The following is a 19,438-nucleotide window of genomic DNA, read 5'->3' as shown; positions in this document are numbered from 1 at the left end:
GAAAATAACAATGAAAAAATTCTTTTTACTATTAATGGCTGCAGCAACCTTCAACGCAAATGCAGCACTCATTTCGATTACAACAGATAAAGACACTTATAATGTTGGTGAGACAATAATGGCCACGGTTAGTGCAACTGACTTGAACGACGACAACCGAGTTCAAACTTACTTCAATGGCTATTTTGCACTTTTTAACTTCGATAGCTTACTCTTAAGCCTTGATGTTTCTTCTATCTTGGAATTAGGTGCATTAGGCGCTCAGCCGTTTTTCTCGACTGTTGGAAGCGATGTAAATACTTTGAAAGTAGATGCTGGTGAATTCTTACTTGCATCGTCTATCCCTTTATTCCCGGGGGCTGTATTTGCTCAAAATGGTAAAGATGTCGTAGAACTCTTTTCATTTAGCTTGCTTGCACAGAACGCTGGTTCCGTTGAGTTATCACCTGTGAGTGCGGTGTTGGCGCAAGGAGGAGGCCTGATAGATGACATTAGTATTGAGAGCACTAGCTTCACCATTGCTGAAGTACCTGCGCCAGGTACCTTTGCGCTATCGCTACTGGCGTTAGGTGGTATGTTTTTCGCTCGTAAGCGTGCGAAGTCATAAACCCTAAATGCTAAAAGTTGAAGCCCAGCCAAGTGCTGGGCTTTTTTATGTCTCTTGCTATTTACATGCGGCTTTAAATAAACCACACTGAATAAAAATACAATAAGCGCGCACCATGTTAGAGACTATTTCTTTTTCTCAACGCCAACGACTGGCGTATATCGATTTCTGCCTTTTATTTAAAGGGGCCATTCATCGCCAAGATTTAATCAACCGTTTTGAAGTGGGTTTATCGGCCGGCTCTCGTGACTTTACGCTGTATAAAGAACTCGCGCCCGATAACTTAATCTACGATCCAAGGGAAAAACGTTATTTTCAAACAGAAAGCTTCGTTCCGGTTTTCGAGCACGATGCAAAACGTACCTTGGTAAAGCTCGCCAACGATATATCGGACGGTTTCGATGCGATTGGCGATGTACATTTCCCGGTAGAAAGTGCGTCTTCCCTTAACGTACCTGATATTTTTGTAGTAGCGAAAGTAGTACAAGCCATAGTAAACAAAAAGGCGATGAGCGTTATTTACACATCGCTGTCCAGTGGCAGTGGCGCACGTGAACTCGTGCCACACAGCATTGTTGACAATGGTCAGCGATGGCATGTGCGAGCCTTCGACAGAAAATCACAAAGTTTTCGCGATTTTGTGCTTACAAGAATTAGTAAGGTAACAGTAAAAACCGAACCTGAAACTCACGAATGCATCGAGCACGATGAAGAGTGGGGAAGGCTTATTTCTCTTGAAATTGTGCCTCACCCGAAAAATATTAAATATTCTACGGCTATTGAGCTCGACTACGCTATGGAAGAGGGTGTGTTGACCTTAGAAGTACGCGCTGCCATGGCAGGGTATTTGTTAAGGCGTTGGAACGTTGACTGTACGAAGCATGCCAGTTTACGCACCGGTGAATACCAGCTTTGGCTTAGAAATCAGCAGAGCCTAGCAGACACTGATAACCTTGCCATTGCCCCAGGCTATGTAGGGGAACAAGAGGCTTATACCGCTTAGATACCGTTTACATGCCTTATAATTGACGTTTGGTAAACCTAGCCCATAAGGCCAAGCGTCTTTACTAACTTATGTACTTTTTAATCGTGACGAGCAGAGTGTCTTTGTCTAGGGGTTTGGGGAGAAAATCGTCCATGCCCGCAGCTAAGCACTCTTCTTTATCTTCTGCGAATGCATTTGCGGTGAGTGCGATTATTGGTGTGTTAGTTTCCAGTGTTTTTCTTAAAATTATAGAAGCTTCGATACCGCCCATAACTGGCATATTGCAATCCATAAGAATAACATCGAAGTTATGCCGTTTGGTTACTTCAACGGCATCGCGGCCATTTTTAACATGCAAAAATTTATAGCCTTCTGTTTGCAATATAGCTTTAACAATCTCTGCGTTAATTTCGTTATCTTCGGCCAATAGTATCCGTTTCTTTTTATTAAGTTCTTGAATCTCTTGGCGGCTAACAGGTTTAGATTCAATTAACTTACTTAAATCATTTTCCAGTTCACGTCGGTTGATTGGTTTGGCATGAGTTTTCCAAATACTTTCGAGTATTTCGTGTTCGTCTTCCAGTCTTTCTAGTTCAGCCGAAATCAATATCACTTTAGGAAACTTAGGCGGTGTTAACTTCTTAAGCTGGTGCAGTAAGTCTACGCCGCTCATTACTGGCATAGAAAGGTCAAGAATAATGACATCAAAACTAAAAGGTTCGTCATCTAAAAATGCTTTTGCACTTTCATAGCTACAAGGCTCAATCGACATAGATGCAACGATGTGCTCAAAGTATTCGCGACTAGTTTGTAAATCGTCAACGATGGCACAGCGTAAGTTAGCATTAGGAACAATTTCAATGTCTGGTAGGTGTGCCTCTTTAGCCGGCATAGTGAAGCTGAAAGTACTGCCTTGGCCTGTAAAAGAGACCACATTTATGTCGCCACCCATTAAGTTAGCTAGCTGCTTTGCAATGCTAAGTCCTAACCCCGTGCCACCAAATTCTCGTGTTGTAGATTGGTCGGCTTGTTCAAACTTTTGAAAAATGTTTTCTAGTTTAGAAGCGGGTATACCAATGCCTGTATCGATAACATCGAAAACAAGACGATTGCCGTTTTTATGTTTAGTGTGTGTAACTTTTAGTGTTACCGAACCTTCGGCCGTAAACTTAATCGCGTTGCTTAGCAGGTTGTGTAAAATTTGTGCTATTCGCGTTATGTCACCTTCAATGACATGGGGAAGGTCAGCATCTTTCAAATAGTGAAATTCAAGTCCTTTGCGCTGGCAATAAACCCGTTGTAACGACACCACATCATCGAGTACTTGCAATAAATCAACAGGGGCCTGTTCTATTTTTATTTTGCCGGCTTCAATCTTTGATATGTCGAGAATGTCATTAATCAAAACCAATAGCTGCCGGCCGGCTGTTTTAGCCTTTTTTAAGTACAAGTTACTTTTTTCCGGGTTATCGATCGCCAGCTCAATCATGCCAAATAAACCATTCATAGGCGTACGTAACTCATGGCTCATGCTTGAGAGAAATTCTGACTTTGCCTTACTGGCTTTCTCTGCCTTATCTGCGGCTTTTTGTGCCAATTCTCTCGAGTGCTCTAGCGAGTTAATAGAGCGTTTAACCTGTCGCTCCATAGGAAAAAAGATGAACGCAGCTTCAATGCTTAATAGAACAAGTGCTGCTAGCCACAGGTACATCTCAATAGTAAGAACGGTATCCACACGTGATGTTGCATCCTGCTCAAATTGGTTCACAACATTGTCTAGTTCTTGTAGAAGCGTCGTAAGGTCTTCAACTGGCATAAGGGAAGAAGTTTCGCAACTTGCATTGCTTAAGACGGCCTCGGTTTTATCGACGAAGTTTTTTACTTTTGCATCAAGCTGCCCTTGCTGAAAATAAGTATTAAAGATTTGAATAGGCAGATGTTCTAAAGAGGTAAGATACTTATGATTTTGTTTAAACTTAGCAAGGTCTTGCTGTAAGTAGCCTAATTCTTTGCTGTCTTCACACAATGTCGATGACGCTGCTAGCATCGCTATACGTTGCGATAGCATACGCTGCTGGCCCGCAATATTGATAATTTCTCCATCTTGCTTTTTTTCTTTAATCAATCCAGAAAGAATGAAAAAAGACAGGGTAATTAGCGACGCTGTTAGCGCTAAAGCAACGATATAACGAAAACGTATGGACATAAGGTAACGGAATTCATAGTGGTAACTAAAAGATAATAGATGCCAACTAGTTACGCAAACTGATAGGAGAAATAGTTAGATAAACTTTCGGTGCTTAGAGTCGGTGCTCAGGGCACTGTAACAAATATTTCATAATCTGACCAAATAGCCCAATCTTTATTAAACATACATTCAATAAGCACAGGTTTTACGCAGGCTAGGTTATTTCTTCTACTCGCATCAATCACCTTGTCAAACTCTGGTGTCAATAAATCTTCATTTTGGTGTCAATTCACTGTCACTGAAATGTCACAAATGTCATCCACACTTTTTGCCCGCTAAGACCGTTTACCGAGGTGAGATTTTCGCTTGCCTCTAATCAATATAGAAAACAACTATAAGCAAGGAACCACAATGAAAAGCGAAACTCTTCGTGGAATTAAATATTCAGCGATAGCTCTAGCTGTAACACTTGGAATGACAGCCTGTTCACTAGAAGGTGATGATGGCGAAGATGGCGCACAAGGCCCTGTGGGAGAGCAAGGCCCAGTAGGAGAACAAGGTCCAGTAGGTGAACAAGGTCCGCAAGGTGATACAGCGGGTACGCTTACACGTATTGCAACGGTTCCGCTTGGTGCAGAAGTTACCGGTATTTTCTTAACTGATGAAGGCGACCTTTTCTTCAACGTCCAGCATCCTTCAGGCACTAACGCTGCGACTACTAGCGTTAACGATATGCCTATCAACACAGGTACTGTAGGTGTACTTGCAGGCGCTAACTTCAACAACTTACCTGTTACTTTGCCAAATTCTCCAGTACCTAGCTCTGATGAAGAGAAAGAGCTGGTTGTTTCTGCTATCGGTCAGTATCAAGTGTTAGGTCAAACCGGTGACACCTTTGGTTCTGACCTACCAGAAGGCTTGGGCCATATCTACACACTCGATGGCGAAGAGTTAGTGTTAGAAAACGATATGCCTGACTTTAACGGCTTTATTTCAACTGCCGAAGGCGAAGGGTACCTGTTCTCAAACTGGGAAGAACTACCTGGCGGTATGAGCCGCATGAAAGTAGAAAAAGATGAATTCGGTATGTGGGAAGTCACAGAAGCGATGATGCTAGATTTCTCGCCAGTATGGGGTACAGCTGCTAACTGCTTTGGTTCAATGTCACCTTGGGGTACGCCACTTACCTCTGAAGAGTGGGTGGTAAATTCGGCAGTGGATACTACAACGTCACCTAGTTGGAATAACCCAGAGGCTGTTTCGACTGACGCGCGTTTAGGTCGTATGTGGCAGATGACAGCACCAGATGCGCCAAACCCTTATAACTATGGCTACATTGCAGAAGTAACAGAGCCATTGTCTGATGAGCCGGTGATTGTTAAGCACTTCACGATGGGTCGTTATGAGCACGAAAACTCAACAGTAATGCCTGATGGAAAAACCGTTTATCTTTCTCAAGATGACACTGGCGGCGTGCTGTTTAAATTTGTTGCTGATACTGCAGAAGACTTATCTGCAGGTACGCTTTACGGCGCTAAACTAACTCAAGATGCAGGGCAGAATGACCCAGCAACAACAGGGTTTGCTGTTGAGTGGGTTGAGCTAGCTAGTGGCGACAATATGACTATTCGCGCATGGATTGACGAGTATAACGGTATTGGTACCGACGATTACGTAGATGGCCAAAGCTCTTACATCACAATGGCAGACGTTCAGGCGTGGGCAGATGGGGATGCAACTTACCCAACGGTAGAAGAGGGCGGTTCAAGCGTTACAGCCGGTGAGCCAATGGATGACCGTGTTGCATTCCTAGAAAGTCGTGCGGCGGCTCGTCTTAAAGGCGCAACGGCAGAGTGGAGAAAACTGGAAGGTATCTCTATTAACCAAAAACGCGCGCAAGAAGCCGTAGAAGGCGTCGATACCATTGAAGGTGAAGTTGTCGAGAATGCATACCTTTACATTGGCATTGCAGATATCGACAACACAATGATCGATGATGAAGGCGATATGCAGCTTTCTGCCCGCGTTAAAGATTGTGGTGGTGTTTATCGCGCCAAGCTGGAAGAAGGCTACAACATTTCTCGCATTGAACCTGTAGTGATGGGCGGTACGTATCGTTCAAGCCTAACAGGCGCAGAGCGTTGTGACGTTGAGCAGCTTTCTCAGCCAGATAACGTTGTTGTAATGAACGACGGCCGTATTCTTATCGGTGAAGACGGTTTCCAAGAAAACAACACGCTGTGGATGTATGAGCCAGCAGATAAATAAGTTTTCTTTTTAATTTAAAATACGCCGGGTGTTTACGCGCCCGGCTTTTTCCGTTGTGACGATTATGAAAATACTAAAAATAATTCCAGGTGCAGGTATTCTGCTTTCACTACTTATCAGTGCAGGGTGCACTGAAAGCTCAAGTGCTGATTTAAGCAATCAATCAAATAACGGCGTAAGCGCGAGTACTTACCCTACAAATGGGAACGGGCCTTCATCGGCTCAAACAGACGGCGATAGCGCACATTCCTACCCATACCGAGAAGGGGACGATATTCCCGCTCTTGCCTATATTGAGCATAATGAAGTGTATAACCCTGAGTCGGTGATCCCTCCCCAGTGCTATACCAAAACAGAGGGCGTAAATAACCCCTGTTACGCATGTCACCAAAGTTACGATTCGATAGAAAAGCGCCCTAACCAAATGGGTGATGGTACATTGCAGGGTAACTATGAATTTTCCGATGTGGGGCTAACAAACAGCTGGAAGAACCTGTTTATTGACCGAACGTCGCTTATAGCGGGTATTGACGATGCCACAATTAAAAAATACGTAGAGCAAGACAACTACACCGCTTCACTTAAAAAACACACAATGCCAGAGTATATGCGTATTGAAAACTTGAGCTCTGCTGACAAAGCCTTTGATGGCGACGGTTTTGCTAAAGATGGCAGCGGATGGGTATCATACAACTACAAACCTTTCCCAAGCACTTTCTGGCCAACCAACGGGTCGACGGGTGATGCTATGATTCGACTTCCGGAAAACTTTCAAACGCTAAATGGCGACTACAACAAAGCTATATACACATTAAACCTAAGCCTAGTTGAAATGACGCTTAAGGAACTTAATAAACTAAGCGTAGCGCCAGTAGATGAGACTGCCATTAATATAGACGTTAACCAAGACGGTAAGTTGTCGCCATCTGTAACTGAAATTGTTCGCACCTCACATTATGTGGGTGATGCCAGTGCGGTTCCTCTGGCCCGTATGCTTTACCCTGAAGGCACCGAGTTTTTGCATACCGTACGCTACATTGGTGTGGATGATAACGGGGATATTTATAATGCGCCGCGCATGAAAGAAGTGCGTTATATGAAAAAGCACATGTTTAGAAGCCGAGAAAGCCTAGCTTCTGCCTATTATGCTGAGGCAAAAGATAAGCATTTTGAAAAGCTGCCTCAAACTCGCTACCTAGGCGAAAAGGGAATAGACAACGGCTTTGGCTGGACAATCAATGGCTTTATCGAAGATGAGCAGGGTGAACTGCGTGCGCAGCACGATCAAGAGCTAGCCTTTTGCAACGGCTGTCATAAAACAGTAGGGTCTACATTTGACCAGACATTTTCATTTGCCCGTAAAGTACCTGGCGAAGCTGGGTGGGGCTATATTGATTTGCGTGCCATTGAAGATGTGCCAAATATTAACGAAGAAAAAGGTGAATACCTCACCTACATGGAGCGTGTAGGAGGCGGTGATGAATTCCGTCAAAACGGTGAAATGTTGGCAAAGTGGTTCGATGATAAAGGGATGGTTAACATAGAAAAAGTGCAGCGTGCTAAATCGGTGTACGACATCATCACACCATCTTCAGAGCGCGCTTATGCGCTAAACAAAGCTTACTTAACCATAGTTAAAGAGCAAAGCTATTTGTTTGGTCGCGATGCTACGCTTACCGAGGCAACTAATGTTTTAAGTAATATTGATGCAGCGCAACCGCCGTTAAAACCTGAGCATCGCTTCAAGTGGGATATGCGGCTTGACTGGCAGCAAGACAAAACGAGCACTATCGCAGACGCGCAATAGTGCTGGCATAGTTTGTTGAAAATGATGCTTGCGAACTACAACGGGTTCGCAGGCATTATTTCAAATTGAATTGGCTTATATCGAAAGTTGTTAGACTCACCGGCAGAACAAGCCGTTAACCCTACAATCATATCCATTTTAGCTTCAAATATCGTGTAGTCGCCGGCTTTCGATTTGGGCGGCAAAACAGCTATTTTACCCGTACTGTCTACCTCAACATTCATAAATGTATTGAAGGTTGTGCAAACATGGTGCTCTGGAATATCGAATTCAGCGAAAGCGGCAACTAAGTTACCGTGACAACCTGGTACTGGCTCTTCATTAGGGTAGAAGTGTTTGAAGGTGTCTACGCTACAAGGCGTTAGTAAAAAATCATGGTCTTCTACTTTATCTTCGATAATTTCAAACATGATGTTGCTTTGATTTGAATAAAGCAAACTGCCTTTTTTAAATTTAAGGCTTTCGTTGTAATCCAGACTTCTACCCGAGGAGATGAACTCGTCTTTATTATGCTCGTTAAAGGCATAAAGGTCGGCCACTTGTTCGCCCTCAGGGTCAATGACTTTAAGGCGTTCACCTTTCTTGATAGTAAATGCAGTACCGCTTCTTGGCTGTATAGTTTGTCTCATACTGTGCCTTTTATATTTTAAGAGTTAATTTTTTACTTGTTTAAAGGGGCATTCCCAGCTTTCTGAATGTTTTTTACCACTGTATTGATAAACTTCAGAACTTTCACCATGGTTAGCAAGCAATGGGTTTTTGCTGCCGCAGTAGGCGGCATCACGCTTTCTGATATGATCTCTAAATGCTTCAAACTTCTGTTGTTTCCGAAGCAGTTCAAACTGTTCGTGTAAATTAAATACAATTGCGGGATGAGAAAAACGTCGACTCTTTCTAGAAGCATTTGGGTGCAGCCCAATCACGAAAAAACCCTTCCCGCCAAGGCTTAAACTAAATTGTGCACTGTGCGGATCGCTCGATACTTTGCTATCCCAACTTTTTAAGCATGCGTCTACTTCATGAAGACGTTGAAGCTTTTCCCAGAGTACTTTATCAAACTCAGTTTCGGTAATGGTATCGGGCTGTTCGAACGTAACTACAAGTGAGGAGTACATATCGCGATTAAGCGTAAATGCTTCCACGAATTTGTGAATTGAAGCCAAGATATCAGGTTCATTACTTTCGCAGTAGATATCATCAAATTGCAGAACGTGTATTTGCTTCTTAGTTAGCGCCGATTTGGCGCCTACACAGGGGAAGTCACCTTCCCCTACAAATGATAAAAAACGGTGTGTTAGATCGGGTTTTAGTAAAGACATTCCATATCTCCCTACTTAAACAATACCGCCTATTTCTTCCACAGAAATTAAGCCGTGCTGCTTAAACGCTCTTGGTTTTTCGCTGGCGAATGAAAAGAAGTGAATTCAAATCCCGTAGAAGCCGTGGCAGCGCTTGAACCGCTCGTATCTACATTGCTTGAGTTATCTTCCTGCTCGGGCAACTGAATAATCTTCAACCCATTTTCTTCATAGTTTGAATCGATAAAGCCTTTTTCCGCATAAGCGGTGAGTACTTCAGCGCAAGGGTAGAAGCCCCATTTCGAATGAAAGCGCTGCGCATTATGCACAAAGTCTAATAAGTGATTGACGGGACATTGGTAATTGGGGCGCTGTGGCGCAAAAGTGCGCGTAGGCAATTGCTCTAACGAATAGCCGAGCGCCCTACAGTTGGTGAAAAAGTCTTCGTCGTTTAGTCCGAAACCCGCGTAGCCTTCATCGAAGCCGCCGGTTTTCTGAAAGTCTGTCTTACGAATAAAAAACACTGTAGAACAAATACTATCGTCACTAAACTTTCCATGATTATTTCCCTGATCTCTTGAAGGTATTTCGTTGTTATCTTCTTTTGGTAACGTTTCATCGTTACTTGCTAGATAACCAATTTGCTGTTCGTTTTTTGAAATAGTTGAATACGGCTTGTTGCAACGTTCCTTCGGTAAAAAGACAACGGAGGTAAACACCACTGTGTTGTCTTTTAATGCCAAAAGACCATCTTTACAGAGCGTAGGTGAAATAACCGCATCAACGTTTAAGTAAACAAGGTTTTCATGCTTAGCCGCCAGCATTCCCTTATTTCGCGCTTTCGCAATTGGCAATTCTTCTTGGGTAGTGAACTTGTGCACAATATCGAATTTTTCGCTTTGAATGAGGGACAAATCAGAAGGAGGTGCCATCCATACAATAACAAGTTCATCTGGCGTTGGTGAGCATTGCTCCAACTGCGAAATCAAATTGCAAAGCTTCTCGGTTCTACTTTTAACAATAGTTACTGCACTTACTGGTGAACGCATACTCAACCTCCTTTGCTAACCTTTCTAAAGCCCTTGGCTTAAACGGTGTACCTTGTACGTTATACTTTTGTATAAAGCAAAGAGTGCTCCAAAGTTGCAAGTTATTGAAGATGTGAGGTTTTTGGTTTTTTGTTTGCCGATTTAACAGTAGTTAGCTTTAAAAGCGAGCAAGAGCTGCAAAGACAGAGAAAAATTTACAAACGAAAAAAGTAGGTAGGTTTAGCGCTGAAGTAACTTTGAAAATCGGTCGTCATTCATTGCTCATTAAGGGTTTCGCTTTCAATACTTTCTAATTTGGAGTCAGTAAGGGGGCTAAGGTATTCAATGGGCTGATTTCTAACACACATAAGTGTTTTTTCGAACATCTGGCAGGTGCCTTTATATATTTTATCTTTGCCAACCATGTAGCGACATGGCTCACCTTTACTTAATGATTGGCAGGCAATTAGCGGTGCTTTATGCACGTGCCCGCTATGGGCAAAGCTGAGTGTTGTGAAGCACAATGACAAGCTAAATGCTGCAACCCGTGTTGTTGTTATTTTCATGAAAGACCCCTCAAACTGTCTATTTATTTTTGTTAGTTACTATCGACGGTAATACTGCCTTGCGCACCTTTGAAGCACCCGATAAACATATTTTCGGCGGCGCTCGCTGCATGATAGTGATAACCACGGGTTTCATCGCTATGACCTCTGCACTCGTCAAGGTCAAAATCTTCTTCGCCTTCACTATTTAACATGGCGTAAATACCATACCCATCCAACGCGTAACCTAATATATTAGCGTGACCGTCTAATGAAGAAATAACGTCACTGCAGCCTAATGCCGCGTGATAGTGGTATCCTTCTACTGGGTTAACGTGCCCGCCACAGTCGTCGAAAGCAGCTATGGTATTTGCACTTAAAATAGCGTCTACAGGAGCAGGGCCCGCAATAACAACGCCATTTAGCGACACTCCTAAATCAGCTGAAAGTGAATTTGGGTTGGCAAGCGCAACGGGTTCAACAGGAATAAGCAGTGTTTGGGTAACCCCACCGCCATAATAGTCAATGGAACACTCAACGCAGTGGTTTTGATATTCCGGATCGACATCTGGGCGGGCGGCAGCTTCACATGCAATCTGTGAATCCGTAACAAATACTTCTCCGGTTGCTTCATCATAGAGTTGCCAGTCACTGCCATACAAATCAGGAAGACTTAGAATAAAGCTTCCGTCCACTTGATAAAGTTCTCCGCTCCCATCAAACCATACACCACCTTGCGTAGCATCATCGGTAATATTGCGAGGGCAGAATGGACCAATGTCGGCGTTAGCAGGTGTTCCGTTAATTACCACTTTAAAGCACTCGGTTTGCGTGCCATCAGTAAGTGTACATGCAGTAGTGGTAATGCTTTCAGCAAGCCCTGCTGCCAAAAATAAGTCAGGGTCTAGACTTGCCTGTATTGCTTCATTATCGACAATTTCGCTAGACGATGTATCGTCAGTCAGTGACGTAGAGCTGTCTTCTGAATCTCCGCCTGAACATGCACTTACTCCCATAACGCAAGCAGTGTAAAGACATAGGTGAACGGGAAAGCGTGTGTTACTTGACTGCATGATATCGTCTCTTAGGCATAGGTTCGGTTAAGAACTTTTATGATAAAAGTGAAATGTGCAGATATTTTGCAGGTTCAACGCATAATGTAAGAAGTTTGAGTCAGCTCAGTTTGTACCCTATACCGTATACAGCCTGAAGCGGCGAGATTTCGTCATCTTGCATTAGCTTGTGGCGTAAGTTTTTCATGTGGCTATCAATAGTGCGATTGCTAACGATGCGACCGTCGACATAGCCTTTGTCCATAAGCTGTTCTCTGGAAAATACATGTCCTGGCTTTTCTATAAATGCTTTAAGCAATCTGAACTCAACCGGTGTGAGTTCTATGGTTTGGTCTCTTCGTTCACAGACATAAGCGTCTAAATCCAACGAAATATCTTTAAATACTAGCTTTCTCGAGCCTTTATCTCTTATGTTATTAGTGGTTTGCGTTCTTCTTAAAATAACTTGTACCCGAGCTACAACCTCACGTGGAGAAAAGGGCTTGCATATGTAATCGTCGGCTCCTGCATCTAACCCAATGAGCCTATCTATTTCATCAATTCGAGCGGTTAGCATCAAAATAGGCACATTTGAAAACTGCCTAATTTGTTTGCATAAGGTTAGTCCATCTACCACAGGCAACATACGATCAAGAATTACTGCGCTAAAGGTGTTTTCTTTAAGTTCAGAGATAACCTGTTCACCGCTATGTAGCACTTTTGTGTTGAAACCTTCTAGAGCAAAGAAATCTACAAGTATCTGGGCAATTTTCTCTTCGTCTTCAACAATTAAGACAGGATATTGAGTAGACATTAGATAATATTTCCCCTAATTGGTAGCGCGATTGATATTTTAACGCCTCCAAGCTCAGAACTCGCAGCGTTTATCGTACCTTTGTGCGCATGAATAATTGATTGGCTTATCGATAAACCTAAGCCAGCGCCTTCAGTACGCCGTTTTCGAGATGAATCCTCTCTATAGAGAGGGTCAAATACTTGCTTTTCATTGCCGGTGGTTATGCCAGGTGCACTGTCTTCTATGTCGATGGTGGCTTTATTTCCGGTTTCAACTAATGTTATCCGTACTTGGCCCGGAGAATCTGTGTATTCAACACTGTTGCTCAAAATATTTGAAAATACTTGGCGCAGTCGTTGAGCGTCCGCATGAACTTCTATATTGCTAGGAATGTAAGTACTAACGGTAATGCTTTTGGCCTTTAGAGCTAAATTAAACTGTGCCAAACTATCATTTAATAAGCCGCCGATATCAACCATCTCGAAATCGAAATGCATGCCTCCTATATCTGATAAGGACAACTGATATAAATCATTAACCAAGCGTGTTAAACGGCTAACTTCGTCTTGGAATGAAGCGAGTTGTACTTTATCGAACTGCCTAACACCTGCTTCAACTAACTCCATTTCACCAGCAAGTATTGAGAGCGGCGTGCGCAATTCGTGAGAAATATCTGCCAACCATTGTTTTTGCGTAGCCTCATGTTTTTCTAGAGCCTCGGCAAGGGCGTTAATGTCTTTCATCAACACGCCAAACTCATCACTGGGCGGCTGCCTAAATTTTACATCGTACTCGCGTCTAGCTAATTGTTCGACAGCTTTGACTATCTTTTTGAAAGGCGATAAAAGTTTAGGCACGATGATCACCGCTGTAATCAATGAAACCAGTAATGCTAATGCACCTACAGCGATAAATGATGTGCGCTGCTGTCGCATAAACTCTTGCGCCATTGTAGAGCTTGGTGAAGGTGGCAGATAGCTTTCCAATGCGCCAATCTTGCGACCTTCGCTAACAATAGCGACAGATACTTTAATATCTTGGTTGGTCGCAGCGTCGCTAGGCATACTGCCCGCTATGACGTTACTTTGTGAGTCAAGTAATGTGGTAGGAGGGCCTATGTGCTGTTCATTTTGACTAGGTAGCTGATAGGCACGCCTTTGTGGAGGATGCTGATTAATACCTCTATGTTCTTGGGCTCCAAACTTGGGCCTTCGCGGAGGGGGGCGATTGCTTTGGTGAGAAAATGCATAGGGCGATATACCTTCCCAGCTTCGCTCATTCAGTGCGTACTCTAACGCGAGCATTTCTCCTAGTTGACTAAGCCGCTCTTTTTCCTGAGCAATAATAAATTTGTTGAAACCTTGTTCAAAACTCCAACGGGCAGTAGCGAGCGCAAGCATTAAAGACATGCAAGAAAACGCGAGTAAAATGATAGTAAGTTTATGAGATAACTTCATATTTCGAGTATAGCGACCTAGGGCCTACCTCTACAATATCCACAGCCTGATTAACCCTCAAATCATGGGTTAATACTCATGTTCTGCACTATTTCTGCACATTTAAGTTCTATGATTGGAATTATAGAGCCGGTGCCATTTGCGGCCACTGCAAGTGGCACCGATTACAGCAAATTTTGTATATATTTTGATTACAAAAGTTAGGAGTAGTAGCAATATGAACAAGACGGCAATTTTAATTGGTCTACTTAGTTTGAGTACCGCGGGATGCTTCGCGAAAGGCGATAGAGAACATCCAAGACAACCACCTCCAGAGGCTATAGAAGCTTGTGAAGGAAAAGCTGAAGGCGAAACCGTGTCTTTTGAAACGCCAAGAGGTGAAACCGTTGAGGGTACGTGCACGCTAAAAGATGAAACCCTTGTTGCGATGCCAGAGCGTCGCCCGCAAAGGTAATTTTAAATCCTTCCTATAATGCGGTGTTGTACGATGTTTGTTATGTCGTTTCTCACCGCCTATTTAGTACTTAATAGCTTTGCCCCCGATATAAATTTTGATATGCTTACCTAGTAGGTTAAACATTACATTTCAATAGTTTGCATATTCCTACAATTATTACTTAACACGTTTCCTATCGAGTAAAATTCGTCTTTTAAAATTGGTGTTTACTCATTCAGAGTGTAGGTAAATCTTCAGCCTTACTTGTAACGTATTAATTTCTGTATTTCGTATTTTTCTTTGGTGGACAAAGGCTGTGGAATCACAATCGTCTGTAATTATTCGAAACTATGACAAGCAATCTCTAAAATTGGTTGATGTTATATCAGGTATCTCACCAAACGCTATGCGTAGAGTTTTCGGTGGTTGGATATTTTTTGCGGCTGTTGTTGGGGTTATTGTAAGTGTGGCACCTGATTTGAGCGCGCAGTTTATTGGTCTAACACTTTTTGTTCTTGTTGCTTTTACACTTATCATGTTCGGGCAAAGTAGAATAACGGAAGGCTGGCCTGCTATCATTTGTGACAATGACTATATCGGCGTGGTACGCGACCCTGTAAAGCGAGAGTATATTTGTGTACGCTCAGCTTTGGTTAAAGACGCTAAGCCTACGCTGATAAAGCCCAATAAAAAAGCCATTGAGATTATGCTAGATAGCGAGCAACTTCTCGCAAATGATAAAGAGCTCCTCAACCAAGCTGTTTGGCCAAGAGAGCATAGCTTAATTGGTTTGGCACACTTCAAAAAGCGTGAAGAGGCTTGCGACAGCCTCATGTGGTGTGTAAAGCATCGTGGGGCTCGTTAAACATCCTTGAATTGCATTATTCTTTGTCGGTCATTAACGCAAGTTCGGTATAAAGAGGGTAGTGGTCAGATCCCACCCCCTCTAACTTCTCAATGTTTACTAAACCAAAGTGTTTAGAGTGAAAAACGTGATCTAGCGGCCACTTCACCAACGGGTACTTTGCGTGGAACGTGTTAAAAAAGCCTCGGCCTTCCCTAGGATCTAATAGGCCGCTTATTTTCTTAAATTTCCTGGTAGTAGGTGACCAGGCTACGTCATTTAGATCGCCAGCGACTATGATTGGACCTTCTGTTTTAGCAATTTCCTCTCCGACTACGGTCAACTCGACATCCCTCGGTTTAGCATAGGTATTTTCGGTGGGGCTTGGCGGTTTTGGATGAAGAAAATAAAGCAGTATGTCCTGTCCATGATGGTTGATTTTTACTCTCATAGATGGAACATCGTCTTCTATCATAAAACGCAGTGTAGCCTCTTCAAATGGGATTTTGCTGTATAGATGCATGCCGTAAAGATTTTCTAATGGGCAAAATTTTCGGTAAGGATATTCTGATTCTATTTCGCTAATGCCCTTTTGCCACTTTTCATTAGATTCAAGGGTGACCAGAAAGTCAGGGTGTTTATTACGCACATGCTCAATGAGTTTGCGAAAATCGTTGTTTGGCATATATACATTACTGGAAAGCACGCTTAGTTTGCGACTTGTGTCTTCATTACCCACGCGTTTTACTTCACGCTTGTAAAGAGGAGTGTAGGGGATTATCCAAACTACCTGGTAAATCAAGCTAACAATTAAACCTACGACCAAAATTAGCGAAAGGCTATTTAACGGGGCGTAATACGTTGCTTTAAAAGCATACCCAATAAGTAATAAAGAAATAATTGCTGCTATTTGAAGTCGTGGAAACTCCCACACCCTTACCAACCAGTGTGAAGAAGGTAGAAGCGGAGCCCAGCTTACAGCGATAAAAAAGACTGAAGCAGCAGTGAGTGCAGTATCCATGTCTAGATGGTCCTTGAATAAAACTGACAAAACACATCTTACCCAAACCAAAAAGTTAGTTGGCTTGGTAAAGGTTATGTGGATGATGATAAAACAATAGTTATAATTACGGCGGTTTCCTAAAATAAGTTTAACCTTACCTTTCTATTGAGCGTCAGTATCTGTGCATAGTTCTATGTATTTTTTTAATGTTAATTCCACCATGTTGTTTCCACTGTGTTTTTCCATAGAAACATTAAGTGGCAACTTATAAATAGCGTAATTTCCGAGGGGCATACACAATTTGCTTGTGTTAAGTAAAAAATTCTCGAAAACAGGCAAAGTTTGCAAACTTCAGAAGACCGATATAGTCGAAAGTCAATAATTAATGCATATAAAACAATAGGATATTATGTTGGCAAGGTTTTAGCACCTGTAGTTGTGAGTTTCGACAAAGGAGAAATGTTATGAAACGTTCAATTATTTCTATGATTGTTGCTACAACATTAACTACAGCTGCTTATGCTGGTGATATGGACACAGACAATAAGTGGGAAAAAGGTGCTAAAGACGCATGGATTGACGGTAAAGCAGAGGCTACGCTGTTGTTCAATGGCAATCTAGATTCATTCGACATTAACACCGACGTGAAAGACGGCAACGTCGTTCTTACAGGCAAGGTTGAAAATTCTGTCGATAAAAAACTAGCTGAAGAGTTGGTAACTAACATCGACGGTGTCACTTCGGTAGACAACAAGCTTACCGTTGTTGCTGATAACGATATGCACAAAGAGATGTCTGACGATATGGAAGACACCGTAGATGAAGGCACAAGCGAACTGACGGACGCCAAAATTGCTACAGTAATAAAGACTCGCCTTTTAATGGATACCGATATTTCAGGCTTTGACATTGATGTTGACGTAGAAAATGGTGTGGTAACACTGACTGGTGAAGTTGATTCTGACGCCGAGCGTGACCTAGCAGTGGAAATTGCTAAAAATGCTTCTGACGTAAAAGATGTTGAAAGCGACCTACGTGTAGTTACTGAAACTGCAATGAATTAAAGGTTTCTTTATTCGATTTAATGAAAAGGGGCATTCGCCCCTTTTTTTCTGCCTAGCCTAAGTAAGGTAGAATGGTTAGCACTTCGACATAACTAGTGTTTCCACTCTTCATCCAATAAGACAACTTCACCATTTTCAGATTTAATTTCTTTACGGGATTCAGTGCCATTTTCTGCCACTAGATAAAATTCGTAAATCGTAATATCAGTTCCGTATTGCTTACTCTCAATGATACGCCTAACTTGATCAGAGTTTTCCTGCTTCTTGATAAGTGTTTTTACCGCGGAAGGTAAATCTTCCATAGTTAAATCCCGCTGTACTTCAACAATTTTCCACTGCTCGCCATCTTGCAGCATATCGAATTCTATTTCATTGCCGTTAGCGTCTTCACCTTCAACATCAAGATATACATGATCGTGTTTGTATTCCTTCTCAACTTCTTGTATCGCAAAGTTAGGAGCAACACTTTTTATTGCCGTTAACGCGGAAGTAGGAATAGCATCAATGGATATCGCTTCTTTTTTGTTTAGCGTAGCGCCAATCTTAACATTGTCGCTTTTCGCCACAGGTCTTTGCGCCCCAGGTTTTTGCGTAATTAGGTTCGCTTTGAAGGTTTCAGTCGGTTCGCTGCTTTCACCTACCGTTAAGTTGGAAAACGCGACCTGTACATAGTCACCATTTTTCTTATCTTCTTCCCAGTTTCCTGTACCCATACATGCAGCGTACCAAAAGCCATCATCATCTTTAGTACTGCATTGGTTATAAGCGCCCGCTTTAAAATAATTCCAATCTAGCGTATAGCCGTAAGGGTGATCGTGCTGGTCTAGCTCACCATAGGCATTTACCCCATTGGCAAGATTAATAGCATAATTAACGGTTTCGTGTCCGTCTGATTTAAAGCTTAGGTACATCACATCGCCGTGAACGTTAACTTCATAGCTAAAGTTCTCGTTAAGTTTAATACCTTCGCTACCCGGGTCTTCTGGATCGGTCCATAAATTTCCCCAAACTGGATAAGCAATATCAGTACGGTTTTTATCATTTTTGGGCAAGTTGCGCTCATACGTCCAGAATACGGAACCAGTTTCATGCTGTGGCCACTTTTTATAATAAATCTTAAGTGGTTCATTACCCCAACCAAACCCTTTGACCTTTTTCTTCCATTTACTGGCGTGTATTTGGCCCACTACCACTGAAAAAGCCGGCGCTTTGTCAGGGTATTTAGCTCTGGTAGCAACGTGCTGCACTTTAAGCGTGGCATTTAATTTTCCGCCTACTTGCGCAAAGCGGTCTGAAATAGGGTTGCTAGCGACAGTAAAGTTATTCTTGGGGGAGTGAGTTTTTATACGCGTGTTAGAACCGCGAAGCATGTGACGAAGTTCGCTACGGGTATTAGATGAATTTTGAGTGGTTAGCGCTTTATTGGGCGCGGCAAAAACCATATTGCCTTCATCATCAACATAGAAAAAATCTTTGTGCTCAAAGCTCTGAATATCCTTTACGGATATTTCGTCAACTTTCCCATTGTTGTCTTTATCTGTAGGGATTGTGATTTTCCATTCGCTTAAATCAAACTTCTCAGCTGGAAGTGCTTCAGCATTAGTAAAACCTGAAGCGAAGACTAATGGAAGGCACGTCAACAGGGGCTTTGTCCATGGGATAACAGAGACGGTGAATAACGAGAAGGCAGTAGGCATTGTTTTTATTTTAGACATTTAAACCTCTTGGTAGACAATCGCTTACCAATACAACTAATACTTAAGTCAATATTATTGGTAAGTCCAGTTCTGGGTCAAAGTTTTACTTTGTAATGCCAATTTATCATTCTTGTAAACCAATTGCAAAATGTTACCAAGTCGTTAAATTCAGAGGGCTTAAAAGGGGAGGGTAATTATACGAGCTTTACTTCTACCGTTGATTTCGATGCCTTTTCATACTTATGTCTATACGCGCCGCGATATTTGGCACAAGAAATAAACTTTTTGGTAATACCAAATATGCAATAGACACTATATTCTTTACCCATTGTTTGTTTGAGCCTGTTTCACAAACTCAAGTTT

The 19,438-nt window shown here is 42.5% G+C and carries 16 protein-coding genes and 1 pseudogene; 7 read left to right on the top strand and 10 right to left on the bottom strand.

Annotated features, from left to right (window positions below):
* Positions 1-10: 10 nt before the first annotated feature.
* Together IW644_RS13965 and IW644_RS13960 are read left to right on the top strand one after the other, a co-directional pair.
* On the top strand, positions 11-607 hold the full coding sequence (locus tag IW644_RS13965; protein ID WP_269918114.1) for a PEP-CTERM sorting domain-containing protein: 597 nt from the start codon (positions 11-13) through the stop codon (positions 605-607).
* Between the two features lie 115 nt (positions 608-722).
* Entirely contained in the window at positions 723-1,610 is an 888-nt protein-coding gene (locus IW644_RS13960) for a WYL domain-containing protein (RefSeq protein WP_269918113.1), read from the top strand.
* A 64-nt stretch (positions 1,611-1,674) separates the two neighbouring features.
* Here the strand turns inward: IW644_RS13960 and IW644_RS13955 are convergent, their stop codons facing one another.
* Positions 1,675-3,798, bottom strand: a complete 2,124-nt coding sequence (locus IW644_RS13955; protein ID WP_269918112.1) for a response regulator — start codon at positions 3,796-3,798, stop codon at positions 1,675-1,677.
* 393 nt (positions 3,799-4,191) lie between these two features.
* On the opposite strand from IW644_RS13955, the gene IW644_RS13950 reads away from it, so the two are divergent.
* Together IW644_RS13950 and IW644_RS13945 are read left to right on the top strand one after the other, a co-directional pair.
* Positions 4,192-6,048, top strand: coding sequence for an alkaline phosphatase PhoX (locus tag IW644_RS13950; RefSeq protein WP_269918111.1), 1,857 nt, complete (start codon positions 4,192-4,194; stop codon positions 6,046-6,048).
* A gap of 64 nt (positions 6,049-6,112) precedes the next feature.
* Positions 6,113-7,855: a hypothetical protein gene (locus IW644_RS13945; protein WP_269918110.1), complete on the top strand. Its 1,743-nt coding sequence runs from the start codon at positions 6,113-6,115 to the stop codon at positions 7,853-7,855.
* Positions 7,856-7,890: 35 nt separating this feature from the next.
* Here IW644_RS13945 and IW644_RS13940 read toward each other — a convergent pair whose 3' ends face one another.
* The 7 genes from IW644_RS13940 to IW644_RS13910 form a co-directional block, all read right to left on the bottom strand.
* On the bottom strand, positions 7,891-8,484 hold the full coding sequence (locus IW644_RS13940) for a DUF1989 domain-containing protein (protein ID WP_179983768.1): 594 nt from the start codon (positions 8,482-8,484) through the stop codon (positions 7,891-7,893).
* 24 nt (positions 8,485-8,508) lie between these two features.
* Positions 8,509-9,174 (bottom strand): guanitoxin biosynthesis heme-dependent pre-guanitoxin N-hydroxylase GntA, encoded by a 666-nt coding sequence (gntA, locus tag IW644_RS13935; protein ID WP_269918109.1) that lies wholly within the window; start codon positions 9,172-9,174, stop codon positions 8,509-8,511.
* A 47-nt stretch (positions 9,175-9,221) separates the two neighbouring features.
* Positions 9,222-10,202 carry a glycosyltransferase family 2 protein gene (locus IW644_RS13930; RefSeq protein WP_269918108.1) on the bottom strand — a complete coding sequence of 327 codons (981 nt, stop codon included), beginning with the start codon at positions 10,200-10,202 and terminating at the stop codon, positions 9,222-9,224.
* A 254-nt stretch (positions 10,203-10,456) separates the two neighbouring features.
* Complete coding sequence (locus IW644_RS13925) at positions 10,457-10,747, bottom strand: hypothetical protein (RefSeq protein WP_269918107.1); 291 nt, start codon at positions 10,745-10,747, stop codon at positions 10,457-10,459.
* Positions 10,748-10,779: 32 nt separating this feature from the next.
* Positions 10,780-11,799 carry a YHYH protein gene (locus IW644_RS13920; RefSeq protein WP_269918106.1) on the bottom strand — a complete coding sequence of 340 codons (1,020 nt, stop codon included), beginning with the start codon at positions 11,797-11,799 and terminating at the stop codon, positions 10,780-10,782.
* Between the two features lie 100 nt (positions 11,800-11,899).
* Positions 11,900-12,592 (bottom strand): response regulator, encoded by a 693-nt coding sequence (locus IW644_RS13915; protein ID WP_269918105.1) that lies wholly within the window; start codon positions 12,590-12,592, stop codon positions 11,900-11,902.
* The gene (locus IW644_RS13910; RefSeq protein ID WP_269918104.1) at positions 12,592-14,031 is read right to left on the bottom strand and encodes an ATP-binding protein; all 1,440 of its coding nucleotides are present in this window, start codon (positions 14,029-14,031) and stop codon (positions 12,592-12,594) included. Before IW644_RS13910 ends, IW644_RS13915 begins: the two co-directional genes overlap by 1 nt.
* 217 nt (positions 14,032-14,248) lie before the next feature.
* On the opposite strand from IW644_RS13910, the gene IW644_RS13905 reads away from it, so the two are divergent.
* The gene (locus IW644_RS13905; protein ID WP_179983763.1) at positions 14,249-14,485 is read left to right on the top strand and encodes a hypothetical protein; all 237 of its coding nucleotides are present in this window, start codon (positions 14,249-14,251) and stop codon (positions 14,483-14,485) included.
* A gap of 298 nt (positions 14,486-14,783) precedes the next feature.
* Positions 14,784-15,332: a hypothetical protein gene (locus IW644_RS13900; RefSeq protein ID WP_269918103.1), complete on the top strand. Its 549-nt coding sequence runs from the start codon at positions 14,784-14,786 to the stop codon at positions 15,330-15,332.
* A gap of 16 nt (positions 15,333-15,348) precedes the next feature.
* Here the strand turns inward: IW644_RS13900 and IW644_RS13895 are convergent, their stop codons facing one another.
* Complete coding sequence (locus IW644_RS13895) at positions 15,349-16,332, bottom strand: endonuclease/exonuclease/phosphatase family protein (protein ID WP_269918102.1); 984 nt, start codon at positions 16,330-16,332, stop codon at positions 15,349-15,351.
* A 446-nt stretch (positions 16,333-16,778) separates the two neighbouring features.
* Between IW644_RS13895 and IW644_RS13890 the strand changes: the two genes are divergently transcribed.
* Positions 16,779-17,378: a BON domain-containing protein gene (locus IW644_RS13890; protein WP_118493973.1), complete on the top strand. Its 600-nt coding sequence runs from the start codon at positions 16,779-16,781 to the stop codon at positions 17,376-17,378.
* 620 nt (positions 17,379-17,998) lie between these two features.
* On the opposite strand, the pseudogene IW644_RS13885 reads toward IW644_RS13890, so the two are convergent.
* Positions 17,999-19,075 (bottom strand): annotated as a pseudogene (locus tag IW644_RS13885) (polysaccharide lyase family 7 protein); the annotation flags it as partial.
* Positions 19,076-19,438 lie beyond the last annotated feature (363 nt).

Origin of the sequence: Alteromonas sp. PRIM-21 (assembly GCF_027563165.1) — a bacterium.
GTDB classification, from domain to species: domain Bacteria; phylum Pseudomonadota; class Gammaproteobacteria; order Enterobacterales; family Alteromonadaceae; genus Alteromonas; species Alteromonas macleodii_A.
The sequence above is the reverse complement of the archived record's forward strand: the minus strand, read 5'-3'. Positions and strand labels throughout refer to the sequence as shown.